This window comes from Sanguibacter keddieii DSM 10542 (assembly GCF_000024925.1).
Lineage (GTDB): Bacteria > Actinomycetota > Actinomycetes > Actinomycetales > Cellulomonadaceae > Sanguibacter > Sanguibacter keddieii.
Window position 1 is genome coordinate 412,875 of the sequence record NC_013521.1, and the last position, 24,883, is coordinate 437,757.

Here is a 24,883-nt window from a genome sequence, read left to right on the forward strand (position 1 = left end):
TAGTCTCGACGGGCAGCGAGACAGCAGCACCCGCACCACCCACCCAGAGCACGAGGCCCCGCGACGCTGCGGGGCAGAGAGCGACGAGGATGACGATGTCCCTGATCCGCCCCACCTCCGGCAGCGCCGGAGGCTTGGACCGCGTGACTGCCGGGCTCACGACCGGCTCGCCCACCAGCGGCTCGCTGGCGAGCACCGCGCTGTCGCGCCGGTCCTTCGGCAAGCTGCTCGTCGCAGCCGCCGGCACCGCGGCCCTCACGGCCTGCGCCCCGCGCAGCGGCACCCCGAGCCCCGACGCCCCGCTGCGCGTCATGGCCATCAACCACGTGTGGTCCCAGGCGATCTCCGCGTACTTCCCGGAGTTCGAGGACATGATCGGCCGCCGCGTCTCCATGCAGATGCTCACCGCCGACCAGCTGTCCAACTCCTACAACGTCAAGCTCAACGCCTCCGCTACGGACATCGACGTCATGATGGTCCGCGCCCTCCAGGAGCAGCTGCTCTTCGCCCGCAACGGGTGGATGGCCGACCTCACCGACCGTGTCGAGGACAGTGCTTTCGAGTGGGACGACTTCCAGGAGGCGCCGCGCGACCGCTCGGTCACGCGCGACAAGGTGCTCAGCGTCCCTGTCGTCACGGAGCGCCCGGCGCTCTACTACCGCAAGGACCTCGTCGAGGGCTTCGGCGGTGCGCCGCAGACCCTCGACGACCTGCTCGCCATGTCCCTCGAGCTCGCCGACCGGGACAACGGCCAGTTCGGGTTCGTCGGACGTGGGCAGCGCGCCGGGGCGGTGAGCCAGTGGTCGAGCTTCCTGTTCTCCCACGGTGGCGACTTCACGCTCGCCGACGGGTCGTCGGGCATCGGCACGCCCGAGGCCGTCGCCGCCTACGAGTACTACGGGCGCCTGCTGCACGAGGCCGGGCCTCCCGGGGCCACCAACATGAGCCTCGAGCAGGCCATGCCGATCTTCGCGCAGGGCAAGGCCGCCTTCTACGTCGACGCCGACGCCATCTACTCCAACTTCTTGGATCCGTCGATCTCGACCGTCCAGGAGACCGTCGGCTTCGCCCCCTTCCCGGCGGGGCCGGCCGGCTCCAAGCCGCACAACATCCCGTCGTGGAGCATCGGCGTCAACGCCTTCTCGCGGATGCAGGACGACGCCTGGGCGTTCGTCCAGTGGGCCTCGAGCCCCGAGATGGTCGCGCGGCTCCAGGCCGAGGGCATCCCCGGTGCCCGCCAGTCGGCGTGGTCGGACCCCGAGACCCTCGCGGCCTTCCCGCCCGAGCTCGCCGAGACCATGCGCATCAACGCCGAGAACGGCATCGGGCACGACCGCCCCGAGGTGATCCAGGTGGGCCGCGCCCGCGACATCGTCGGCCGCCCGCTCGTCGCCGGGATCCTCGGCGAGGACGTCGCGCCCGTCGCGGCCGACGCCGACGCCGAGTTCCGCGACTTCCTCGACCGTGACAACCGTCAGCAGGAGTTCTGATGAGCCGCAGCACGACGGACGCACCGTCGCTCCCCGAGGCCAGCCCGGCCACGTCGTCGACGACGGGACGCGCATCCCGCGGACCCAAGGCTTCGCGTGGGCTGAAGGCCCCGCGCACCTTCGAGCAGGCGAACCGCCGGCTCAAGTGGCTGATGCTGTCCCCGGCCCTCGCCTTCGTCGGGCTGATGATCGTGTTCCCGCTGATCTTCACGGTGAACCTCAGCTTCACCGACGCCTTCGGTGCCGTGAACGCCGACAACCGCTACATCGGGTTCCAGAACTACGCCGACGCCCTGAGCGACGCCCGCCGGTTCTGGCCGGCCGCCTGGCGCACCGTGATCTTCACGGTCGTCGCCGTCACCCTCGAGGTGGTCCTCGGCCTGGCCCTCGCGATGCTCATGCGCAAGGCCTTCCGCGGCATGCGCATGGTCCGCACGGTGCTCATGATCCCGCTGCTCGCGACGCCCGTGGCCATCGGCATCCTCTGGCTGCTCATCCTCGACCCGACCAACGGCATCGCGAACCACCTGCTGGGCTTCGTCGGCATCCCGCCGCAGGAGTTCCTCGGGTCGGTCAGCCAGTCGCTGCCCACCCTCATGCTCATCGACGTGTGGCAGTGGACGCCCATGATGACGCTGCTGCTCCTCGCCGGGCTCACCACCCTGCCCGAGGAGCCCGAGGAGGCGGCCCGCGTCGACGGCGCGACGGCCTGGCAGCGGTTCCGGCACATCATCCTGCCGATGCTCTGGACCACCCTGCTCACCGCGCTGGTGCTGCGGGCGGTCGACGCCCTCAAGACCTTCGACATCCTCTACGCCACCAAGGGCGCAGGCGGCGGGTCGAGCTTCGAGGTCGAGACGCTCAACGTGTACGCCTACGGCCTCACCTTCGACTACCAGGAGTACGGCCTCGCCTCGGCGGTCCTCGTCCTCTTCACCCTGTTCATCATCGGAGTCGTCGTCCTGCTGCGCCTCCGCTCCGGAAGGAAGTCCGCATGAGCGCCGTCGCCACGCGACCTGCCGGCTCGCCCCGTCCTGCAGGCACCGGGGAGACCCGGCCGCCCGTCGTCCTGCGCAAGGCTCCGCGCTCCCCGTGGGGCTGGTTGCGCGGTGTCGCCATCACCGTCGTCTCGCTGATCTTCGCGATGCCCGTCGTCTGGATGATCGCCGCCGCCCTCAAGACGAACGTCCAGGTGACCGACCCGACCGTCGGCCTGATCTTCTCGCCCACCCTCGACAACTTCCGCAACATCCTCGCCGACGGCGAGATCCTGCGGTCGATGGGCAACTCGCTGATCGTCGGGCTGGCGTCGACCGCGTTCTCCGTGGTCATCGCCGTCCCGGCCGCGTGGGCCGTCGGGCGCTTCTCGATGCAGCGCACCGGGTCCGTCGTGCTCGTCGCGCGCATCGTGCCGGCCGTGTCGCTGCTGGTGCCCTGGTACTACCTCTTCGCGCAGGTCGGGCTGGTCGGCACCTACACAGTGCTGATCCTCAGCCACATGTTCGTGTCCGTCCCGCTGATCCTCTGGATCATGATCGGGTTCTTCGAGGGGCTCCCCGTCGAGCTCGAGGAGGCGGCCCGGACCGACGGGCTCACCGCCTTCGGGGCGTTCTGGCGGATCGCCCTGCCGCTCGCGGCGCCCGGCACCGCGACGGCCTCGGTGCTCGCCTTCATCTTCAGCTGGAACAACTTCATGTTCGCGCTGATCCTCGCCGACGAGAACACCAAGACCATGCCGGTCACCCTGTTCAGCTTCATCTCGTACGCCAGCACCGACTGGGGCGGCCTCATGGCCGCCGCGGCGCTCATGACCGTCCCGGTCGTCCTCGCGGCGGTCTTCGGCCAGAAGTACCTCGTCGCCGGCCTCACCGCCGGCGCCACCAAGGGCTGACCCGCCACCGCACACGACAGCACAGCACCCCCGCACCACAGCACCACCCGCCCTCATGCCCGGGGCGCGCCAGCGAGGACCTCCACGGAGGATCGTGCGGGCGCGCCACGAGCATGAAGGTGGGGCCTCGCCGGCTCGGGACCCGACCGGCAGCACACGACAGGAAGAGCGCAGAACCTCATGAAGATCGTCGACGCCCAGGTCATCGTCACCAACCCCGGACGCAACTTCGTCACCCTGAAGATCACCACGGACACAGGTGTCACCGGGCTCGGGGACGCGACGCTCAACGGGCGCGAGCTGTCGGTGGTGTCGTACCTCAAGGACCACGTCGCCCCGCTGCTCGTCGGCACGGACCCGCACCGCATCGAGGACACCTGGCAGCTCCTCTACCGCGGCGCGTACTGGCGCCGCGGCCCGGTGACCATGGCCGCGATCGCCGCCGTCGACGTCGCGCTGTGGGACATCAAGGCGAAGGTCGCCGGCCTGCCGCTGTACCAGCTGCTCGGCGGGGCGAGCCGCGAGCGTGTCCGCACCTACGGGCACGCCAACGGGGCGGACCTCCCCGAGCTCTTCGACTCGGTCCGCGCGCGTCTCGCCGAGGGGTACACGGCGGTCCGCATCCAGACGGGCGTCCCCGGTCTGAAGACCGTCTACGGCGTGCACCAGGGCACGGCCATCGCCGAGGCCGACGGTGTCGCCGGTGCGCCCCGTCTTGACCAGACGGCCCGCCCGGTCGTCGAGGACTGGGACACGCGCGCCTACCTGCGCCACATCCCGACGGTCTTCGAGGCCGTGCGCAACGAGTTCGGCCCCGAGATCCCGCTGCTGCACGACGCGCACCACCGCCTCACGCCCATCGAGGCGGCGCGCCTGGGCAGGTCGCTCGAGCCGTACGACCTGTTCTGGCTCGAGGACTGCACCCCGGCCGAGAACCAGGACGCGCTGCGCCTGGTCCGCGAGCACACGACCACCCCGCTGGCCATCGGCGAGGTCTTCAACACCGTCTTCGACTACCAGACGCTCGTGGGCGAGCAGCTCATCGACTACGTGCGGTCGGCCGTGACGCACTTCGGCGGGGTGTCGCCGCTGCGCAAGCTCTTCGACTACGCCGCGCAGCACAACATCAAGAGCGCGATCCACGGCCCCGAGGACATCTCGCCCGTCGGCATGGCGGCCGCGATCCACCTGGACCTCGCCATCCACAACTTCGGCATCCAGGAGTACTCCGGGTACACCGACCGCACGCACGAGGTGTTCCAGCACGCCTTCACCTTCACCGACGGCCACCTGCACCCCGGCGAGGCCCCCGGTATCGGCGTCGACCTCGACGAGGAGATGGCAGCCGGCCACCCCTACGAGCGCGCCTACCTCCCCGTCAACCGCCTCGCCGACGGCACCGTCCACGACTGGTAGACCACGCACCCCCACCCACCACATCTCATGGCCGTGGCGCGTCGGCGTGACCCTCTGCGAGAGGTCATGGCGGCGCGCCACGGGCATGAAGGTGGGAGCGGGGGTGGTGTGCGGGAGGGCTGAGGGAGGGGAGTGAGGGAAAACGCTGAACGGGCGTTAAGGTAGTTGCGCGCCTGCGGGGCGGCCGAGGACGGCACCCGTGCCCTGCGCACACCGAGCCGATGGAGCCTTCGTGATGACCGAGACCCTGCCGTACCGCGACGCCACCCTGCCGATCCCGGAGCGGATCGAGGACCTGCTGAGCCGCATGACGCTGCCCGAGAAGGTCGGGCAGATGATGCAGCTGGACTCGCGGGACGGCGTCGACGGGCTCGTCGCCGACTACCACGTCGGCTCGATCCTCCACACCTCCCCGGAGACCCTGAACCGCGCGATCGACCTCGCGGAGCAGACGCGTCTCGGCATCCCGCTGCTCGTCGGCGAGGACTGCATCCACGGCCACTCCTTCTGGCCCGGCGCGACCATCTTCCCGACACAGCTGGGCATGGCGGCCACCTGGGACGCCGACCTCGTCGAGCGCGCCGCCCGCGTGACCGCCGTCGAGGTCTCGGCCACCGGCATCCACTGGACCTTCTCGCCGGTCCTGTGCATCACCCGCGACCTGCGCTGGGGCCGCGTCTCCGAGACCTTCGGCGAGGACCCCTTCCTCATCGGCGAGCTCGGGTCTGCCATGGTCCGCGGCTACCAGGGCGACGGCCTCGACGACCCGACCGCGATCCTCGCCTGCGCCAAGCACTTCGCCGGGTACTCCGAGACCCAGGGTGGTCGCGACGCGAGCGAGGCCGACATCAGCCGGCGCAAGCTGCGCTCGTGGTTCCTGCCGCCCTTCGAGCGCGTGGCCCGCGAGGGCTGTCGGACCTTCATGATCGGCTACCAGTCGATGGACGGCGTCCCGATCACCGCCAACCGGTGGCTGCTCGACGACGTGCTCCGCGGCGAGTGGGGCTACACCGGCACGCTCATCACCGACTGGGACAACGTCGGTCGCATGGTGTGGGAGCAGGAGGTCTGCGCCGACGTCGCCGAGGCCTCGGCCCGCGCCGTCACCGCCGGAAACGACCTCGTCATGACGACGCCCGGGTTCTTCCAGGGGGCCCAGGACGCGATCGCGCAGGGGACGCTCACGGAGGGCCAGGTCGACGAGGCCGTGCGCCGCATCCTCCTGCTGAAGTTCGAGCTCGGGCTCTTCGAGGACCCGCGCCGCCCCGACGAGGCCCGCCAGGCCGAGGTCGTCGGCGTCGCCGCGCACGCCGACCTCAACCTCGAGATGGCCCGCCGGTCCCTCGTCCTGCTCTCGAACGACGGCACGCTCCCGATCGACGGCGGGTACGTGGCGGGCTCCGACGGCCGTGCGGTCGCCCCGGAGGGCGCCGCGCGCCCAGCGCGACGGATCGCCGTCGTCGGACCCAACGCCGATGACCAGCACGCGCAGCTCGGCGACTGGGCCGGGGCGTCCGGGCAGGTCGACTGGATGCCCGACGGTCACCCGCGCGAGCTCACCGAGACAGTCCTCGACGGCCTGCGCCGCGTCGTCCCGGACTGCTGGACGGTCACCCACGACCGAGGCGCCGACATCGCCGTCATGGGCCCGGACCCCGAGGGCGAGACCTTCCCCGACGGACAGCCGCGCCCGCAGGTCGTCCACCACGCGGCGCCGGACGAGCAGATGATCGCCGACGCCGTCGCGAGCGCCCGCGAGGCCGACTACGTCGTCGCCGTGGTCGGCGACACCATCGGACTCATGGGCGAGGGGCGCTCGACCGCGACACTCGAGCTCGTCGGCGCGCAGGTCGCCCTGCTCGACGCGCTCGCCGAGACCGGGACGCCGACGGTCGTCGTGGTCGTCTCCTCGAAGCCGCTCGTGCTTCCCGCCTCCGCCCTCGGCGCGGCCGCGGTGGTCCAGGCCTTCAACCCGGGGATGCGCGGTGGCCGCGCCGTCGCCGAGCTCGTGCTCGGGCTCGTCGAGCCCTCGGGGCGGCTGCCGGTGACGGCTGCGCGGCACGTCGGGCAGCAGCCGATCTACTACAACCAGCTGCGTGGCCAGCACGGAGACCGGTACGCCGACCTCACCCAGGACCCGCAGTTCGCCTTCGGCGAGGGCCTCAGCTACACGACGGTCGAGTACTCCGACCTGGTCGTGGCCGTCCCGGAGGTCACGGAGACGGGTACGGTGCGCGCCGAGGTCACGCTGACCAACACCGGGGCACGGCCGTCCCGTGAGACCGTCCAGGTGTACGTGCGCGACCTCGTCACCTCGGTCACCTGGGCGACCAAGGAGCTCAAGACCTTCCGGCAGGTCGACGTGCCGGCGGGGGAGAGCGTCACGGTCGCCCTCGAGCTCCCGGTCGCCGACTGCACCCTGGTGACGTCCGACGAGCGCCGCGTCGTCGAGCCCGGCGACTTCGACCTCCTCGTCGGCCCGAGCTCACGCGACGCAGCCCTCCTCGCAGCCCGCTTCACGGTCACCGCCTGACGGCCCCCGCGAGGTCGCACGCCTGCTGGCGAGGTCGTATGTCTGCCGGCGAGGTCGCACGGACACGCCACATCATCGTCCCCGAGGCGGTGTCCTGGCGTGTCCGTGCGACCTCGAGCTCGGGCGTGCGACTTCGGAGGAGCGGAGGGCGCGTCGGGCGTAGGGTCGCGGGGAGCGTGGTCGGCGTCGGGCCGGCCGTCGAGCGGAAGGCCTGCACCATGACGACGATCGTCCACCTCGAGATCCAGATCGACCCGAGCCACCTGGCCGGCGCCGCCGAGCACCTCAGTGCGACGCTCGCGGCGACCCGCGCCTGGCCGGGCAACGAGGGCCTCGAGGCGCTCGTCGACGACGCCGACCCCGGGCACGTGATCATCGTCGAGCGCTGGGCCACGACCGCCGACCACGACGCCTACGCCGCGTGGCGCGCCACGCCCGAGGGGCGCGGGAGCCTCGGCGAGATCCTCGCCGCGCCTCCGGTCAAGCGCATCTACTCCGAGAGCCTGCCGCTCAGCCTCTGAGCCTCTGGTCGTCGGCGGTCGCCGCCTGGTCCCGCGAAGGGCACCGGCTGCGACCGCCGCGCAGGTTCTGAGCCTCAGGCCCGCGGGGCCTGCGCGAGCACCTGCCGCGCGGCCTCGCGGGCGACCACGAAGGGCTCGCCGAAGGCCGCCGTGCCGACGGTGACGATCGCGCCCTCGTAGAACAGCATGAGCATCCGCGCGACCCCCTCGGGGTCCGCGACCCCGGCGTCCCGGCACAGGTCGGCTAAGACGCCGAGCAGCCACACCTTCTGCCGGGTGACCTCGCGGGAGACCGGCGCCGCCAGGTCGGCCGTCTCCGCGCGCGCGTTGATCGCGCTGCACCCGCGCGGGCTGTGCTCGTCGGACCACGCCGCAGCCGCGTCGAAGACCACGAGCGGACCGTCGGTCCCGGCCCGGTCTGACGCCGCCTGGTCCGACGCCGCCACGAAGACCTCGAGGAACTCGCGCCACCGCCGGTCGCGCCCCTGCAGGTAGGCGACCACGAGCGCGTCCTTCGAGCCGAACCGTGCGTAGAGCGTCTTCTTGGTGACGCCCGCGGTCTCGGCCACGAGGTCGACCCCGACGGCGTGGATGCCGCGCTCGTAGAACAGGTCGGACGCGGCGTCGAGCACGCGTCGGGCGGCCGGGGTGAGCTCAGGGGCGGCGGGGACGGTCTCCATGCGCACCACTATACCGATCTGTATAGTCGCCGTCATGAGTAAACAGATCGGTATACCCGCTGCGCTCGGGCTCGCGCTCCTCTCCGCCGTCTTCGTCCTGTGCTGGTCCTCCGGGTTCCTCGTGGCCGCCGTCGACGTCGGAGCGCCCGTCGCGACGCTCCTGCTGTGGCGCTTCGCCGTGGTCGTCGCGGTCCTGGCCGTGGTCGTCGCCGCGCTGCGGCGGCGCAGGGTCGGTGCGCGCCGCGCTGCCCGCGGCGCCGGCGACGAGGGCCACGGCCACAGCGTCGACGTCGACAGCGACAGTGACGACGACGACAGCGACGACGACGACGGCGACGGCGACGACGGCGACGGCGACGACGGCGGCCGGGGTGCGCCCGCGCGTCCCGAGAGAGCCCGCCAGGCGCTCGTCGGCCTGTTCTCGCAGGTCGGCTACGTGGTGCCCGTCTACCTCGCGATCGGTCTGGGGGTGAGCACCGGGACGACGGCGCTCATCGACGCGGTCCAGCCGCTCGTCGTCGCGACCCTCGTGGGGCCGCTGCTCGGGCTGCGTGTCCGCGGCGCCCAGTGGGCCGGCCTGGCGGTCGGCGCCGTCGGCGTCGTGCTCGTGGTCGGCGCCGACCTCGGGTCGGGGACCGCGCCCTGGACCGCCTACCTGCTGCCGCTCGCGGCGATGGCGAGCCTCGTGGCCGGGACTTTCGTCGAGCGGCGGCACCCGACGTCGTCGGGGGTGCTCGACACGCTGCTCGTCCACGCGGTGGTCGCCCTGCTGGCGATCGGCGCCTTCGCGGTGCTCGCGGGCCAGGCCGTCCCGCCGACCACCGCGACCTTCTGGTGGACCGTCGTCTTCGTCGCGCTGTCGCCGACCCTCGCCGCCTACGGGCTGTACTGGTACCTCGTGGGCCGGCTGGGCATCACCGCCCTCAACGCGCTGCTGTTCTGCGTCGCCCCGACCACGGCCGTCGCCGGGGCGCTGCTCTTCGACGAGGTCGTCACCGCCGGGACGCTCGCCGGGCTGGTGCTCTGCGCGGCGGGCGTCGGCGTCGTGCTGACCAGCGAGGCCCGTGGCCGACGGGCAGCGCGGTCCCTTGCGTCGGTCTCGCCCGCGACCTAGTCTCCTCAGGGCGCCGTGGTGCGCCTCCCGACCACTAGGAGCACACTCATGGGCGCCCCCGCCGGCTGGTACGACGACCCGATGGACCAGCAGCTGATCCGGTACTTCGACGGCACGCGCTGGACCGAGCACACCGGCCCCCGCCCCGGCGCGGGTGCGCAGACGTCCTCGCAGCAGCCGCAGGCCGGAGGCTCGGGAGCGCAGCCGCAGGGCTCCGCCGGGTGGGGCGCAGGTCAGTCGTCCTGGCAGTCCGCCGCCCCCGGCTCGCGCCCCGACGCCCAGCAGCAGCCGCAGTCACCGACGGCGGGGTTCCAGTTCGGCGGTGCACAGCGCTACCCGACCGCCGACGCGACGCCGTCGCCCGGCACCCCCAAGGGCGTCAAGCTCGGGATCCTCGGCGCGTTCCTCGCCTGCGCGGCGCTGTTCGCCGTCGGCTACGCCATGACGGACCGCGACAGCGACCAGGGTGAGCCGCTGACCGCGAGCGAGCTCGGGGTGGTGGGCCTCGGGTGCACCGAGCTCGCCGACCAGTACGTGTCGCTCTCGGCCGGCGACCCCGACGCGAATCGCCTCGTCTCGGCGACCGGCGGTGTCGAGGACGTCAACGAGGTCGGCACGGTCCGTGCGCCGTCGGGCTCGGGCCAGAACCTCGTCCTCGGCTGCTCGTACCCGACCGCGGAGTGGGGCGACGGCTCGCAGACCCCGCTCCTGCTCGACGTCCTCGTCGACAAGGACCTCGGCCTCTACCTCGAGGCCACCGCCTCCGAGCGCTGACCCCTCCCGTCCCGAGGGACGGGGCGCGCCGGCGAGGGACCTCCCGGAGACCCTCGCCGTCGCGCCCGGTCGTGAGGGGTGGGAATGCCGTGCGGCGGACGGTGGTTGTCGACGGCATGACTGCTCCCCTCAAGGTCGACATCTGGTCCGACATCGCGTGCCCGTGGTGCTACGTCGGCAAGCGCCGCTTCGAGGAGGCCCTCGTGGCCTTCGACGCGTCGGGCGCCGCCCGGCCCGTCGAGATCGAGTACCACTCCTTCGAGCTCGCGCCCGACACCCCGGTGGACTTCGACGGCTCCGAGGTCGACTTCCTCGCCGGGCACAAGGGCATGCCGCGCGAGCAGGTCGTCCAGATGCTCGGGCAGATGACCGAGGTCGCCGCGTCGGTCGGCCTCGACTACGACTTCGACGCCCTCCAGCACACCAAGACCCTCAAGGCCCACGAGCTGCTGCACCACGCGAAGGCGCACGGCCTCCAGGGCGAGCTCAAGGAGCGCCTGCTCCGCGCGTACTTCGTCGAGGGTCGTCACCTCGGCCGCATCGACGACCTCGTCGAGCTCGCGGCAGAGGTGGGCCTCGACGCCGACGCCGCCCGCGCCGTCCTCGAGTCGGGCGAGCTCGCGCCGGCCGTTGCCCAGGACATCGCGCAGGCCCAGGCCTACGGGATCCAGGGTGTGCCGTTCTTCGTGGTCGACGGGAAGTACGGCGTGAGCGGCGCGCAGGAGCCGGCCGTGTTCGTCCAGGTGCTCGAGAAGGCCGCGTCCGACGCGGACGAGCCCGCTGACCAGGCGACCTCCACCCGTGGCTGAGGGGCTCGCAGGGCAGACGACGCAGACGGCGCCGGTGCTCCCGGCCCTCGCCGGGCTGCAGATGCTCGGCTCGGACGACGTGGGCGTGTGCGTCGACGGGGTCTGCGAGATCCCCGGGGCCGCGTCCTCGCCCGTCGTCCCGCAGGACCAGCCCGAGGACTCCTAGCGCCAGCCGCCGCGCCGGTCGCCTAGGCTCACCGGCATGACCACCGAGCAGCGCCCTGCAGCGCCAGCCGCCTCCGGCCTCGTGGCGTCAGACGCCTCAGGCTCTGCCGCGCGAGACGCCTCCGCTGCCGCCGCCGCGTCCCGGGCCCTCAACGGCACCGACGCCGACCTCGCGGCGGTCGGCGCCGGCTCCACGGCGCGGGCCGCCTCGTCGGACCCGGCGACCGTCGAGGACCTCGGCACGATCACCCTCGGCGAGGCCGCACGGCAGAGCTGGCGCCGGTGGGCCTCGCACATCAACGACCCGCGCCTTCCTCCGGTGCCTAAGACCCCGCACTGGTGGTCCCTGCACGGGGTGGGCGCCTGGTTCGGCGTGCTCTTCTACTCGTGGTCGATGAGCGCCTCGCTCCTCCCGCGCCCCTGGTACCTGCAGGCGCTCGCGACGGGCATCTGCGTCGCGCTCGGCTACGGCGTCGGCGTGACGCTCGCGACCCTGCTGCGTCGGCTCGGCTTCTCGCCCGACTGGAAGGCGAGCCGCCGTCGCTGGGCATGGATCCTGCTCGCCGTCGTGACCGTGGTGATCGTGCCGCTCGCGTTCTTCCTCGGCGGGCACGCGCAGACCGTCACCCAGGAGCTCGTCGGCCTGCCGTCGGAGAGCCGCTGGTTCCACGCCCTCGCGATCCCGGTGGCCGGCCTGGTGGCCGTAGCGCTGATCGGGCTGTTCCGGGCGCTCATCCAGCTCGGGAAGATCGTCGCGCGCTTCGGCTCACGGTTCGTCCCCGCGCTCCCGGCCAAGGTCTTCGGCACGGTGACGGCGGTGGTCCTCGCCGTCGTGCTCGTGCAGGACGGTGTGCTGCCCGCGGTCCTCGCGGTCGGCGGTCGGGCTGCGGCCGCGACGGACCGGGCCGACGTGCCCGGGGTCGAGCAGCCTGCGGACCGCGAGCGCACCGGTTCTCCGGAGTCGCTGGTGGACTGGGACGGGCTGGGGCGCAACGGCAAGGTGTTCGTGGCGGGCGGTCCGACGGTCGAGGACCTCGAGGCGTTCAGCGGCGAGCCGGCCATGACGCCGGTCCGTGCGTACGCGGGGCTGGAGACTTCGGACGACCTCCGTGAGGTCGCCGCCATGGTGGTCGCGGAGCTCGAGCGTGAGGGTGGTTTTGGCCGCGAGGTGCTGGCGGTCGCGACGACGACGGGCAGCGGGTGGGTGAACGAGGCGCCGAGCACGTCGCTCGAGTACCTGCACAACGGGGACACGGCGATCGCGGCGATGCAGTACTCGTACCTGCCGAGCCCGCTGGCCTTCTTGGCGGACCGGGGGACTCCGCAGGAGGCGGGGCGTGCGCTGTTCGAGGCGGTGTACGCGGTGTGGGAGCAGCTGCCGGAGGGTGACCGGCCGAGCCTGGTGGTCTTCGGGGAGAGCCTGGGGTCCTACGGCGGGCAGGCGGCCTTCAGCGGTGTGGACGACATGGCGGCGCGGGTCGACGGTGCGCTGTGGATCGGGACGCCGAACTTCACGGAGCCGTGGGGTCGGATCACGGAGGGGCGCGACGCGGGCTCGCCCGAGCGTCTGCCGGTGGTCGACGGCGGTGAGCACGTGCGGTTCGTGGACACCCCTGAGGCGCTCACGGCGCTGGGGCCGTGGGAGGCGCCGCGGATCGTGTACCTGCAGCACGCGACCGACCCGGTGGTCTGGTGGTCGCCGGACCTGATCCTGCAGCAGCCGGACTGGCTCCGTGAGGACCTGGCGCCCTCGGTCAACCCGGACATGCAGTGGTACCCCTTCGTGACGTTCTGGCAGGTGACGGTCGACATGGCGTTCTCGATCGACATGCCGGACGGGTACGGGCACAACTACGAGCTGGGGACGGTCGACTCGTGGGCGGCGATCGTCCCGCCGGAGGGCTGGACGGAGTCCGACACGACGGCCCTGCGCGAGTGGGTGGCGGCCCTCGGTCCGCAGCGGAGCTGACCCGTGCGGGCCTTCCCGAGGGTCGGGGCGCGACGGCGAGGGTCTCCGGGGAGTGCCTCGCCGTCGTGCCCCGGTGCTCGTCGGTGCGTCGCTCGCCCTCGATGGTTGACAGTACAACTAATGAATGATCAACTAGTTTCCCCACACCCCGGAGGAGCACCCGCATGAGCCGCGACATGATCGACACCACCGCCCGCACGGCCGACCTCGCAGCCACCGCACGGGTCACCGCCGAGCGCGCCGCCGCGCCGCACGCCCTGGGGGCTGTCGACCTGCTCGCCGCCGACACCGCGATGGACGCCGTCACGCTCTACGTCCACGACATCGACGCCATGGTCGCCTTCTACACGAGCGCCATCGCCCTCGACGTCATCGCCCCCGCGGGCGGGGAGTCCTCCGCGGCCGCCGACCGTCGCGCCGGCATCGTCACGCTCGGACGCGGGCGCACCCCGCTCGTCGTCCTGCGCCACGCACCCGACATGCCCGCCCGCCGCCCGGGCGAGGCCGGGCTCTTCCACACCGCGATCCTCTTCCCGACGCAGGCGGCGCTGGCCGCCACGATGCTGCGCGTCGCCGAGCACGCACCGCAGCTGTACACCGGCAGCGCCGACCACCTCGTCTCCGAGGCCTTCTACCTCGACGACCCCGAGGGCAACGGCATCGAGCTCTACGTCGACCGCGCCCGCGACCAGTGGTCCTGGCAGGGCAGCCAGGTGGTCATGGACAACCGGCCCCTCGACCCCAACGGGTTCATCCGCACGCACCTCACCGACGAGGTCGCCGCAGCCCCCAACGCCCAGGACGCCGTGGTCGGCCACGTCCACCTGCAGGTCGGCGACGTCGAGCGTGCCCGCCAGTTCTACGTCGACACCGTCGGCTTCGAGGCCACCGCCGAGTGGCACAGCGCCCTGTTCGTGTCCGCCGGCGGCTACCACCACCACATGGCCATGAACACCTGGAGCTCGATGGGCGCCGGGCCGCGCGCCGTCTCGCTCGGCCTCGGCGAGGTCTCGATCGTCGTCCCGACCGCGGACGACGTCAGCGCGCTCGCCGACCGCCTGCGCCACCACGACGTCCCCGTCGCTCACGAGGCCGCCGGCGGCCCCGGCGAGCTCCTCACCTTCGACGACCCCTGGCGCAACCGCATCGCCGTCTCGGCCGCCTGAGCTGCACGGCCCCTGGCCGGCACAGCCCTCGACCTGCACAGGGACCGGCATGACAGATGTCATGCCGGACCCGGGACGCCCTCACCCCGGACTGGTGAGCGCACGCACTGACCTCTGAGCCTGCCCGCCGGGACAGTAGAGGTATGAGCCAGCACACCACCTCCAGCCCGGCGCAGAACGGTGACCTCGTCATCGACGTGCGCGACGCCCGGCGCCGCTACGGTGCCCCGACCTCCCGGCGCAAGGGCGCCTCGCGCGGCTTCGACGCCGTCCGCGGCGTCGACCTCCAGGTGCGCCGCGGGGAGCTCTTCGCCCTCCTCGGCACCAACGGCGCCGGCAAGACCTCGCTCATGGAGATGATCGAGGGCATCGCCGCACCGACCGGCGGCTCGATCCGCGTCCTCGGCAAGGACCCGTTCCTGGACCGGTCCGCCGTGCGCCCGCACACCGGCATCATGCTCCAGGACGCCGGGTTCCCCGCCGACCTCACCGTCAAGGACATGGCCAAGGCCTGGGCCGGCACCCTCACCGACCCGCGTCCCGTGGGGGAGGCCCTCGACCTCGTGGACCTCGGCCGCCGCGAGAGCGTCGCCATCCAGAGCCTGTCCGGCGGCGAGCGCCGCCGCCTCGACCTCGCGCTCGCCATCATGGGCCGCCCGTCCGTCCTGTTCCTCGACGAGCCGACCACCGGCCTCGACCCCGAGAGCCGCATCGCGGCCTGGGAGCTCATCGCCACGCTGCGCGACGCCGGCACCACGATCATGCTCACCACGCACTACCTCGACGAGGCGGCCCGCCTCGCCGACCGGCTCGCGATCATGCACCACGGGCAGGTGGTCGTCACCGGCACCCAGTCCGAGATCGTCTCCGGCTACCCCTCGCGCATCGGCGCGACTCTCCCGGCCGACGCACCGCCCCTGCCGCCCGAGATCGTCCGCGGCCTCCGCGGCGACGGACCCCGCGCGCTCGTCGAGACCGACGACCTCCAGGGCGACCTCACCCGCCTGCTCGCCTGGGCCCAGCAGCACCAGGTGACCCTCGGCGACCTCGACGCCCGCGCGTCGACCCTCGAGCAGGCCTTCCTGTCGATCGCCGCCCAGCCGCGCGTCGACGACCAGACCTCCGCCGCCTCGACAGGCATGGCGCCCACCACCCTGCACGCCGCACCGAAGGAGCACGCAGCATGAGCACCGCGACCCAGCCCGCACCGTCCACGAGCGTGCCCACCTCGTCCCCGAGCGACCGGAAGCTGTCCCCGCGCCGCACCTGGTCGCTGGCCGCCGCCGAGATCCGTCTGCTCCTGCGCAACAAGGCGCTGCTGTTCTACTCGGCCGGCCTGCCGATCCTCGGTGGCCTCTTCATGCTGCGCATCCTCCCCGACACCGGCGAGGGCGCGAGCGAGCAGGCCACCCGGCTCGTCGTCACCATCACCGGCTTCGCCCTGCTGTTCGGCGTCTACTACTCGCTCGTGTCGACCTTCGTGGCACGCCGCCAGGACCTCGTGCTCAAGCGGCTGCGCTCGGGCGAGAGCTCGGTCGTCGACGTCCTCACGGCCATCTCGATGCCGTCGCTGCTCGTCATGCTCGTCCAGACCGTCGTCGCGTCGGTGCTCGCCGTGGTGCTCGTGGGGGCCTTCACACCCGTCAACGTGGCCCTCGTCGTGATCGCCGTCCTCGGTGGTGGTGTGGTCGTGGCGCTGCTCGCCGCGATCAGCTCGGCCTTCAGCAGCACCGTCGAGTCCGTCCAGGTGACCACCCTCCCGCTGATCCTCGTGCTCATGGCGGCTCCGGGCTTCGCGGTCCCCGCCTCGGTCATGCCCGACACCTTCCTCGACATCGCGCGCTTCCTGCCGATGAGCCCCGTCGTCGAGCTCATCGAGCTGGGCATCTCCGGCGTCGGGCGCAGCGGCGAGGTCCTCGACCTCGCAGGGACCTTCTCGGCCGCGGCCCTGCCGCTCGCGGTCCTCGTCGCCTGGGGCGTCGTCGGCGTCACGGCGACCATCCGGTACTTCCGCTGGGAGCCGCGTCGCTGAGGGGAGCGTGTGACAGGGTAGGGCTCGTGGAACGACGCCAGGCCGCGCGCACGCGGCGCAGCCAGACCGACTCCCTCGACCTGCTCATCCGCGGGACGCTCTACGCGATGCTCTTCTTCGAGGTCTTCCTCTTCGCCCAGGTCCCGCTGGGCGGCTCGGCCGGTCACGTCGTCGCAGGGCTGCTCCTCGGAGCGGTCCACGCGGCGGCGTGCGCCGTCGTCCTGCGGGCCGCCCTCGGGACCATGCTGACCGGTCAGGAGCTGGACCGTCGCCTGCTGATCGGCTTCGGTGCGGCGAGCCTGCTGGTCCTCGCGGTGTCCGTCGCCCTCGCGGGTGGTCCCGACGCGCGGGGCACCATCAGCCTCGCGGTCATGATCGTCGCCTCCTTCGGCCTGTTCGCCCTCGCCCCGGTCATGGTGAGCCGCACGCTGACTCTCCTCTCGCTCGCCGTCACGGGCATCACGCTCGCGGTCGTGCTGTCCGGCGACGGCCTCGGGGGCGAGTCCGCGCTGCCCGTGGTGCTCTTTGCCGTCCTGTGGCCGCTGTTCCTCGTGGTCGTCGCCGGGCGCATGACCTGCTGGATGCTGTCCCTCGTCTGGCAGCTCGACGCCGCCCGCACCGCGCAGGCGCAGCTCGCCGTCGCGGAGGAGCGCCTGCGGTTCTCCCGGGACCTGCACGACGTGGTCGGGCGCACCCTCTCCGTCGTTGCCGTGAAGAGCGAGCTGGCCGCCGAGCTCGCCCGCCGCGGGCTCGACGGGGCCGCCGAGCAGATGCTCGAGGTGCGGCAGATCGCGCAGGAATCGCTCCGCGAGGTACGGACCCTCGCCGTCGGGTACCGCACCGCCGACCTCGACGCCGAGCTCGCGGGTGCCCGCTCCCTGCTGCGCTCCGCGGGTATCGACGCCCGGACGACGCTGGACGCCGAGCTCCCCGGACCGGCCGAGCGCGAGGTGCTCGCCTGGGTGGTGCGCGAGGGGACCACCAACGTCGTGCGGCACTCCGACGCCCGCTGGTGCACCCTCGTCATCGTGCAGGACGACGACGGCACCTCGGTCCGCCTGGTCATCACCAACGACGGCATCGCGTCCGGTGCCGCCACGCCCGTCAGCGGGACGGGGCTCACCGGCCTGCGCGAGCGCCTCTCCGCCGTGGGCGGGCGGCTCGACACGCGTGTCGAGGGAGAGACCTTCGTGGTCACCGCGACCGTCCCGGCGGCACCCGCACCCGCACCCGCAGCCTCGACCGAGCACGAGCCCACCGACGGAGCGCCCCACCGTGACTGACCCCTCGACCCCCGCCGTCCCCGTGCCGACCGCCATCCGTGTCCTGCTCGCGGACGACGAGAACCTCATCCGTACCGCCGTCGCCACGCTGCTCGGGCTGGAGGACGACCTCGACGTCGTCGCCCAGGCGGCGACCGGCGACGAGGCGCTCGCCGTCGCGCTGCGCACCACCCCCGACGTCGCGGTCCTCGACCTGCAGATGCCCGGCCTCGACGGCATCGAGGTCGCCGAGCGCCTCGCGACGCAGCTGCCCGGTTGTCGCTGCATCATCGTCACGAGCCACGGCCGCCCCGGCTACCTCAAGCGCGCGCTCGCCGTCGGAGTCCGCGGGTTCCTGCCCAAGACGGCCTCCGCGCTCGTGGTCGCCGACGTCGTGCGGTCCGTGCACGCCGGCGGTCGCTACGTCGACCCCGAGCTCGCCGCCGAGGCCATCGCCTCCGGTGACAGCCCGCTCACCGCCCGCGAGGCCGACGTGCTCGCACTGGCAGCGGACGGCTCCCCGGTCGACGAGATCGCCCAGCGGGTGTCGCTGTCGGCGGGCACGGTCCGCAACTACCTGTCGACCGCCGTCATGAAGCTCGGCGTCTCCAACCGCCACGAGGCAGCGGCGACGGCCCGCCGCCACGGCTGGATCTGATGCGCGGGTGCCACGCTCCTGAGGTTCACCGACGGCGTCGGGGGTCAGGGACCAGTGTGTTGACCAGCGCTCGGATCCGCGCCTGCGAGGCCTTCTCCCGGGTGGCCCTCTTCGGACCTGCCGAGCTGGCGTCGCCGAAGTGCGTCCGCAAGGACAGCGCGCCGTCACGCCCCTCGGTGCCGCTCGGCCACTCGTCGCTCCTGATGCCGGCTGCGTGCGCGGCCTCGAGGAGGCGCCAGACGTCGAGGGCGTCTCGGTCGGCGAAGCGACCACGGTAGGCAGAGGACTTCAGGACCAGCGCCGAGTGCAGGTCCGGGAGGTGAACGCGGAAGGCGATGCGCTCGCCGTGCGACAGCGCGACTGCGACTGCGACGACGATCGCGGGCCTGGCGAGCGCGAGGCCCAGTCCAGGGACCGCGTCGACGACCACGGAACCGGCGGCCTGGTTCGAGAGCATGGTGCCCGAGTAGGACGGCGCCAGCAGGTCGATCGTGAGTACCCGCCCCGCGGTCTTCCGCTCGAACCGCGAGCCGTCCAGCTGCGCGTAGGCCCGCTCCGAGAGCGCTGCCAGCAGACCAGGGCTGCCGCAGACCTGCAGAGAAGCGCCCATGTCCGCGTCTGCGGTCTCTCGCTCAGGCACTCTGCCCGCGACACCGTGGACGTGGGTCAAGAGGGTCACCGAGTTCCCACCGACGAGCCGGTACTCGACACCGGCGGCCACTGCGGCCGAGGCGACGTCTGCGGCTGCCATCCAGGCACCGTCGGTCGCACGAGACGTCGACAGCAGCTCGAGCGAGGTCTCGCTCACGTAGCCTCGATCAGCATCGTGCGGAGCGCGTGCGCGGCATCGTCATGCCCCTCAGCCCGCAGGTCGAGCCAGACCCGCCACGGTTCGGTGGTCCACAGGCCGTCGACACGGCGCCTGGTCTGCAGCACATAGGGGTCGGACGAGACGTCCATCAGCACGTTCGCGGTGTCTCTCGGAGCAGGAGTGAGGCCGAGCGGCGCGAGGTCGAGAGGGGCGTTGACGCTGATGCGCAGCACGGTGGGGTTGGCCCAGGGAGCGATGAGATCGGCGACGACGTCTCCGCTCAGTGCGTAGTCGACGGACTGCTCCTCGAGATACGTCGCTGTCGTCCGGGCGAGCGGCGCCAGAGGCTCGAGCGTCAACCACGCCGTCTCCACCATCGAGCGACGGGGGTACTCACGGACCAACCAGTCCGACAGCGCGATCGGGTCGGACACATGGATCCCCGTGTCGCTCCGGGTCCAGAACGGGCGCAGGGAGCCGAGGATCTTCGACACACGCCCTTGCGTGATGCCGCAACGCTCCGCCAGCGCCGTCTGTGAGGGGGCCGGCGACTCGAGCAGGCTGGCAGCGACGGCATAGGTCGACCACGCCACGGGGCCTGGACGTCCGGGCTGTTTCGGCGGTGCGTCAGGCCCGACCATCATGACGAGCCCGGTCTGCGGGTGGACCAGCAGCCCGGTGGTGGGACGACCATCACGCGGTGCGACCAAGACCGAGATGCCCAGCCGCCCTGCCTGGAGAACCACGCTGTCGGTGGCCTCGCCGGTCACGACCAGCAGAGACACGTGGATCGGGTCGTCCGGAGCGCAGGACTCTCGTGCCAAGCGTGCGAGCACACCCGGCCGCAGCGGCGTGCGGAGGGCCTTGACCTGGTAGCGAGCCGCATCCCACCCGGGGCCGTCGAGCACGATGTCCACGCTGTCGTGGGTGGCCTCGGGCGTGCGGGGAGCGCGGTCGAGCACCAGGCCTCGCTCCGCGAGGTCGAGCCAGACCTGCGATATATCCATTGCGCCCCCTAGACGGTGAACAGGAATAATCTAGCAGGTGCGACGCCCTCGTCCGTGGGTCGTGCGGGGAAGGGTCAGGCGGACTCGCGACGGACCAGCGTCGCCGGGAGCGTGACCGCCGCGGGCTCCTGGCCCTCGACGACCTCGAGGAGCAACCGCACCATCTCGGACGAGATCCGCTCGAAGGGCTGGCGCATGGTGGTCAGCGGCGGGTCGAGGGTCGCGGCGAGACCGGAGTCGTCGAAGCCGCCGACGGCCACGTCGCCGGGGATGCTGCGGCCGGAGTCCTTGACCGCGGTCATCGCGCCGGCTGCCATGAGGTCGGAGGCCACGAACACCGCGTCGAGGTCGGGGCGGGCCTCGAGGAGCTCGGCCATCGCGGCGCGACCACCCTCGCGGGAGTAGTCGCCGTGGCGGACGAGCGACTCGTCGAAGCGGTCGCCGAGCGCCTCCTTGTACCCGGCGAGGCGCATCGTGCCGCCAGGGGTGTCGAGGGGGCCGGTGACGGTCGCGATCTTGGTGCGGCCGGAGTCGAGGAGGTGCTGCGTCATCTTGCGCGCGCCGCCCACGTCGTCGGCCGAGACGTACCCGACGGAGTCCTCGTAGCCGATGGGCACGCCACAGGCGATCACCGGGATCTCGGCGCGCAGCAGGGACTTCACCATGGGGTTGTCGCGGTGCGACGAGATGAGCAGGACGCCGTCGACGTGGCCGGCGGTGATGTAGTCGGTGATCCGGCGGCGCTCTTCGGTGGTGCCGGCGACCATGAGCAGCAGGGGCATCTCGCGCTGCCCGAGCGCCTCGGCGGCACCGCGGAGCAGGATCGAGAAGGTGGGGTCCTCGAACAGCAGGTGCTGGGGCTCGGTGAGCAGGAACGCGATCGAGTTCGACCGTCCGGTCGCGAGCGAGCGGGCGTGCTGGTTCATGGAGTACCCGGTGGTCCGGATGGCCTCCTGGACGGCGGTGAGGGCCTCGGGGGACACCCAGTGGCCGCCGTTGATCACCCGCGACACCGTCCCTCGGGAGACCCCGGCGGCCGCCGCGACGTCGCGGATGGTCGGGCGCTTGCGCGCGGTGCGTGCTTCCATCTCGGGTTCCACGTTCCAGACTCTAGGTCAACGGGTGGCACCTGGTGGTGCCACGAGGCGGAGGGGAGCGGGTGAGCGCTCCCCTCCGCCGGTGGTGCTGCGGCTCAGCTCTTGACGGCGCCGGCGGCGAGGTCGACCTGCCAGTAGCGCTGCAGCGTGAGGAACAGCGCGATGAGCGGGAGGATCGACAGCAGGGCCCCGGTGATCACCGAGGTGTACATGGCCGGCTGCGACGCACCCTGGTTGAGCAGGCCCGACAGGCCCACGGTCAGCGGGAACAGCTTGTCGTCGCCGAGCATGATGTACGGCAGCATGTAGTTGTTCCAGATGCCGACGAACTGGAACAGGAACACGGTGACCAGGCCAGGGAGCATCATCGGGACGGCCATCGTCCGGAAGATCCGGAAGTCCTTGGCGCCGTCGGTGCGGGCCGCCTCGATGACGTCGTCGGGGACGGACGCCGCCGCGTAGATGCGGGCGAGGTAGATGCCGTAGGGGCTGATGATGCTCGGCAGCAGGACTGACCAGTAGGTGTTGGTCATGCCCAGCTGGGCCAGCAGCAGGTACTGCGGGATCGCCAGGACGACGGCGGGGACCAGCACGCCGGCGAGCAGCATGTTGAACACGGCCTTCTTCCCCGCGAAGGAGTACTTGGCCAGTCCGTACCCGGCCATCGCGGAGACGATCACGGACAGCAGGGCGCCGACACCGGCGTACAGCCCGGTGTTGAGCATCCAGCGCCAGAACAGGCCGCCGCGGTAGGCGGACAGCTCCTGGACGTTCTCGACGAGGTGCGTCGACGGTGCGAAGGTGAAGGTCGAGAACAGCTCGGCGGCGCTCTTCGACGAGGCCACGAGCACCCAGGCGACGGGCAGCAGGCAGTACGCGGCGCCGATCAGCAGGACGATCGTGCCGCCCCAGCCGATGCGGGGGCGCCGGGAGTGGCGCACCACAGGGTTCTGCTCGGAGGACCGGGGAGCCGAGGCCCGCCGGGACGAGGTCAAGGTGCTCATGTCACTTCTCCTGGCTGAAGGCACGGCTCTGCACCAGGCGCAGGAACCCGAACGAGAGGATGAACGTGGCGGCCGCGATGATGATCGACGTCGCGGCGGCCGAGTAGAGGTCGTCGCGGGTGAACGCGTCGCGGTAGACCTTCATGAGGGGCGACCACGTGGTCGAGATCGTGTTGGTGAGCGGGCGCAGCGTGGTGGGCTCGGCGAACACCTGGAGCGTCGCGATCATCGAGAACACGAAGGTCATGATGAGCGACGGCGTGACGATCGGGACCTTGATGCGCAGCGCGATGGTGCGCTCGTTGGCGCCGTCGATGCGCGCGGCCTCGTAGATGTCGGTCGGGATCGCCTTGAGCGACGTGTAGATGACGATCATGTTGAAGCCGACGCCACCCCAGAGGGCGATGTTCGCGATCGCGAAGAGCACGAGGTTCGACGACAGCAGGGACGGCGCGTCCCAGCCGAGCTTCTCGAACACGTAGTAGAACGGGCTGACCGCGGGCAGGTAGAGGAAGCCCCAGAGCAGCGACGAGATGACCGCGGGCACCGCGTACGGCAGGAAGATCGAGATGCGGCTGAAGCCCTTGGCGCGGGCGCCGCGGGAGTCGAGCAGCAGCGCGAAGAGCAGCGCCAGGACGATCATCGTCGGGACGAGTAGCAGGCCGTAGAGGCCGACGCGGCCGACGCTCGCGAGGAACTCCGGGTCGCTCAACGCACGCGAGTAGTTGGAGAGCCCTGCCCACGACTCGGTGCGGGCGCCGGAGCCCAGGCCGAGGCCGGAGACCTTGACGGTCCGCAGGCTGAGGTAGGCGGCGTAGCCGATGGGCAGCGCCATGAAGACGACGAACAGCACGATCGCCGGGGCGAGAAAGCCCCAGGCCGGGAGGTCACGGGTGCCCGTGCTGCGACCCCGGCGTGCGGTCGGGAGCGGGGCCGGGGCCCCGGGGGTCGGCGGGGCGAGCTTCTGGGTGGTCGGCGGCATGAGTGTCGTACTCCTGGGAGCGAGGGGGGTCGGCGTGCGCGCGGTGCGCCGGAGTCGAGTGCCCGGCAGCGGGGCCGGGCCGTGCCGTGGGGCGCCGCGGAGGTGCGGCGCCCCACGGCGGTGGGGTGGATCAGGTGCTGCAGGTGCTGCAGGTGCTGCGGGTGGAGCGGACCTGCGGGTGACTACTCGGCGACCGAGAACCCGGAGTTCTTGAGGTCCTCGACCGTGGTGGTCTGCATCGACTCGATGCCCTCCACGAACCCGGCCGCGGAGCGGGACTCGGCGGCCTTGCCGAAGGCGTCGTTGAAGGCCGAGTAGGCGACGTTGACGTTCGGGCCGTAGGTGAAGGGGTTGGCCGTGCCGGCGGTCTCCGCGACGATGTCGTAGAAGTCGGGCTGGTTCGCGAAGAACGCGGGCGGGTCGGTGAGCGCGGTGCTCTGGCCCGGGATGTCGGCCGGGTAGATGCCGGACACGTCGGCGAGGGCGGCGACGCCCTCCTCCGAGGTGTTCATCCAGGTGATGAACTCGACGGCCTGCGCGGCGTGGTCGGACTGCGTGGTGACCGCGGTGGCCGAGCCGCCCCAGTTGCCGGTCGCGGGCGCCGAGGCGTCCCACTGCGGCATCGGAGCCATCTTCCAGAGGCCCTCGGTGTCGGGGGCGTTGCCGGCGAGGACGCCGGGTGCCCAGACGGCGCTGAGCCAGCCGACCTGCGAGCCGTTGTTGAGGGCTGCGTTCCACTCGGGGGTGTACATCGGCTTGTTGTCGATGGTGCCCGCCTCGACGAGGTCGCCCCAGTACTGCGCGACCTTGAGGGTGGCCTCGTCGTCGATGTCGACGGTCCACGAGTCGCCCTCGATGCCCCACCACGAGGCGCCGGCCTGCTGGGCGAGACCGGTGAAGGACCCGGCGTCGGTCGCCGAGAACGTCCCGAGGAACTTGGAGGGGTCGGCCGTGTGGAGCTGCTCGGCGACGTCCGCGTACTCGTCCCACGTGGTCGGGACCTCGAGGCCCATCTCCTCGAAGATGTCCGCGCGGTAGTAGAACTGCATGGGCCCGGAGTCCTGCGGGATGCCGTAGACCGCGTCGGTGCCGAGGGTCACGGAGTTCCAGACGCCGTCGGCGAAGTGGCCGGGGAGGTCGTCGCCGACCTCGGCCGAGACGTCGGCGAGGGCGTCGGAGGACACCATGGTCGGGATGGCCTGGTACTCGGCCTGCATGATGTCGGGCGCTCCGCTGCCGGCCTTGATGGCCGTGAGGAGCTTGGTGACCGCGGCGTCGCCGCCGTCCTGCTTGTTGACCGTGACCTGGATGTCGGGGTTGGCCTCGTTCCAGATGTCGACGACGGCCTCCATCTCGGGAGCCCACGTCCAGAACGTGAGGTTCACGGGGCCGTCGGCGGACGAGCCCTCGGAGTCGCCCCCGCAGGCGGAGACGCCGAGGGTGAGTGCTGCGATCGTCACCGCAGCTGCGGTGAGTCGGGTGCGGGCCAGACGCATGTGTCC

Annotated in this window: 23 protein-coding genes; 16 read left to right on the forward strand and 7 right to left on the reverse strand. The window is 71.9% G+C overall.

All coding sequences use genetic code 11. The annotated features are described in order from the left end of the window. Positions 1–95 precede the first annotated feature (95 nt). The 6 genes from SKED_RS01810 to SKED_RS01835 all read left to right on the forward strand — a co-directional run bounded on the left by SKED_RS01810 (position 96) and on the right by SKED_RS01835 (position 7,851). Complete coding sequence (locus tag SKED_RS01810) at positions 96–1,490, forward strand: ABC transporter substrate-binding protein (RefSeq protein ID WP_012865406.1); 1,395 nt, start codon at positions 96–98, stop codon at positions 1,488–1,490. Continuing rightward, positions 1,490–2,488: a carbohydrate ABC transporter permease gene (locus tag SKED_RS01815; protein ID WP_012865407.1), complete on the forward strand. Its 999-nt coding sequence runs from the start codon at positions 1,490–1,492 to the stop codon at positions 2,486–2,488. Before SKED_RS01810 ends, SKED_RS01815 begins: the two co-directional genes overlap by 1 nt. Continuing rightward, positions 2,485–3,381 (forward strand): carbohydrate ABC transporter permease, encoded by an 897-nt coding sequence (locus SKED_RS01820; RefSeq protein WP_012865408.1) that lies wholly within the window; start codon positions 2,485–2,487, stop codon positions 3,379–3,381. Before SKED_RS01815 ends, SKED_RS01820 begins: the two co-directional genes overlap by 4 nt. 180 nt (positions 3,382–3,561) lie before the next feature. Beyond that, positions 3,562–4,797, forward strand: a complete 1,236-nt coding sequence (gene manD / locus SKED_RS01825) for a D-mannonate dehydratase ManD (protein ID WP_012865409.1) — start codon at positions 3,562–3,564, stop codon at positions 4,795–4,797. A gap of 235 nt (positions 4,798–5,032) precedes the next feature. Continuing rightward, a complete protein-coding gene (locus tag SKED_RS01830; RefSeq protein WP_012865410.1) occupies positions 5,033–7,330 on the forward strand; it encodes an exo-beta-d-1,3/1,6-glucosidase in 2,298 nt (765 codons plus the stop codon). 218 nt (positions 7,331–7,548) lie between these two features. Next, a complete protein-coding gene (locus tag SKED_RS01835) occupies positions 7,549–7,851 on the forward strand; it encodes a putative quinol monooxygenase (protein WP_042438366.1) in 303 nt (100 codons plus the stop codon). 74 nt (positions 7,852–7,925) lie between these two features. On the opposite strand, the gene SKED_RS01840 is transcribed toward SKED_RS01835, so the two are convergent. Next, positions 7,926–8,531 (reverse strand): TetR/AcrR family transcriptional regulator, encoded by a 606-nt coding sequence (locus SKED_RS01840; RefSeq protein WP_012865412.1) that lies wholly within the window; start codon positions 8,529–8,531, stop codon positions 7,926–7,928. On the opposite strand from SKED_RS01840, the gene SKED_RS01845 reads away from it, so the two are divergent. The 10 genes from SKED_RS01845 (at position 8,530) to SKED_RS01885 (ending at position 18,480) form a co-directional block, all read left to right on the forward strand. After that, positions 8,530–9,645: a DMT family transporter gene (locus SKED_RS01845; RefSeq protein WP_143755618.1), complete on the forward strand. Its 1,116-nt coding sequence runs from the start codon at positions 8,530–8,532 to the stop codon at positions 9,643–9,645. The two genes, SKED_RS01840 and SKED_RS01845, sit on opposite strands and share 2 nt — an antisense overlap. A 48-nt stretch (positions 9,646–9,693) precedes the next feature. Next, complete coding sequence (locus tag SKED_RS01850; RefSeq protein ID WP_012865414.1) at positions 9,694–10,419, forward strand: DUF2510 domain-containing protein; 726 nt, start codon at positions 9,694–9,696, stop codon at positions 10,417–10,419. A gap of 116 nt (positions 10,420–10,535) precedes the next feature. Next, entirely contained in the window at positions 10,536–11,228 is a 693-nt protein-coding gene (locus SKED_RS01855) for a DsbA family oxidoreductase (protein ID WP_012865415.1), read from the forward strand. Further along, a complete protein-coding gene (locus SKED_RS20220) occupies positions 11,221–11,394 on the forward strand; it encodes a hypothetical protein (RefSeq protein WP_012865416.1) in 174 nt (57 codons plus the stop codon). The genes SKED_RS01855 and SKED_RS20220 overlap by 8 nt, the downstream gene beginning before the upstream one ends. 36 nt (positions 11,395–11,430) lie before the next feature. Continuing rightward, complete coding sequence (locus SKED_RS01860) at positions 11,431–13,362, forward strand: alpha/beta hydrolase (RefSeq protein WP_012865417.1); 1,932 nt, start codon at positions 11,431–11,433, stop codon at positions 13,360–13,362. Between the two features lie 164 nt (positions 13,363–13,526). Further along, complete coding sequence (locus SKED_RS01865) at positions 13,527–14,528, forward strand: VOC family protein (RefSeq protein WP_012865418.1); 1,002 nt, start codon at positions 13,527–13,529, stop codon at positions 14,526–14,528. A gap of 143 nt (positions 14,529–14,671) precedes the next feature. Further along, positions 14,672–15,715 (forward strand): ABC transporter ATP-binding protein, encoded by a 1,044-nt coding sequence (locus tag SKED_RS01870; RefSeq protein ID WP_012865419.1) that lies wholly within the window; start codon positions 14,672–14,674, stop codon positions 15,713–15,715. Further along, the gene (locus tag SKED_RS01875; RefSeq protein WP_012865420.1) at positions 15,712–16,560 is read left to right on the forward strand and encodes an ABC transporter permease; all 849 of its coding nucleotides are present in this window, start codon (positions 15,712–15,714) and stop codon (positions 16,558–16,560) included. The genes SKED_RS01870 and SKED_RS01875 overlap by 4 nt, the downstream gene beginning before the upstream one ends. A 26-nt stretch (positions 16,561–16,586) precedes the next feature. Continuing rightward, the gene (locus SKED_RS01880; RefSeq protein ID WP_012865421.1) at positions 16,587–17,843 is read left to right on the forward strand and encodes a sensor histidine kinase; all 1,257 of its coding nucleotides are present in this window, start codon (positions 16,587–16,589) and stop codon (positions 17,841–17,843) included. Continuing rightward, complete coding sequence (locus SKED_RS01885; protein ID WP_245534599.1) at positions 17,836–18,480, forward strand: response regulator transcription factor; 645 nt, start codon at positions 17,836–17,838, stop codon at positions 18,478–18,480. Before SKED_RS01880 ends, SKED_RS01885 begins: the two co-directional genes overlap by 8 nt. 25 nt (positions 18,481–18,505) lie before the next feature. Here the strand turns inward: SKED_RS01885 and SKED_RS01890 are convergent, their stop codons facing one another. From SKED_RS01890 to SKED_RS01915, 6 genes are all read right to left on the reverse strand, one after another. Next, a complete protein-coding gene (locus SKED_RS01890) occupies positions 18,506–19,288 on the reverse strand; it encodes a hypothetical protein (RefSeq protein ID WP_012865423.1) in 783 nt (260 codons plus the stop codon). After that, a complete protein-coding gene (locus tag SKED_RS01895; RefSeq protein ID WP_143755619.1) occupies positions 19,285–20,199 on the reverse strand; it encodes a hypothetical protein in 915 nt (304 codons plus the stop codon). Before SKED_RS01895 ends, SKED_RS01890 begins: the two co-directional genes overlap by 4 nt. Positions 20,200–20,372: 173 nt before the next feature. Beyond that, on the reverse strand, positions 20,373–21,386 hold the full coding sequence (locus SKED_RS01900) for a LacI family DNA-binding transcriptional regulator (protein ID WP_012865425.1): 1,014 nt from the start codon (positions 21,384–21,386) through the stop codon (positions 20,373–20,375). Between the two features lie 104 nt (positions 21,387–21,490). After that, complete coding sequence (locus tag SKED_RS01905) at positions 21,491–22,399, reverse strand: carbohydrate ABC transporter permease (protein ID WP_012865426.1); 909 nt, start codon at positions 22,397–22,399, stop codon at positions 21,491–21,493. Between the two features lies 1 nt (position 22,400). Then, complete coding sequence (locus SKED_RS01910; RefSeq protein WP_012865427.1) at positions 22,401–23,381, reverse strand: carbohydrate ABC transporter permease; 981 nt, start codon at positions 23,379–23,381, stop codon at positions 22,401–22,403. A gap of 182 nt (positions 23,382–23,563) precedes the next feature. Then, entirely contained in the window at positions 23,564–24,877 is a 1,314-nt protein-coding gene (locus SKED_RS01915) for an ABC transporter substrate-binding protein (protein ID WP_012865428.1), read from the reverse strand. Positions 24,878–24,883: the final 6 nt, after the last annotated feature.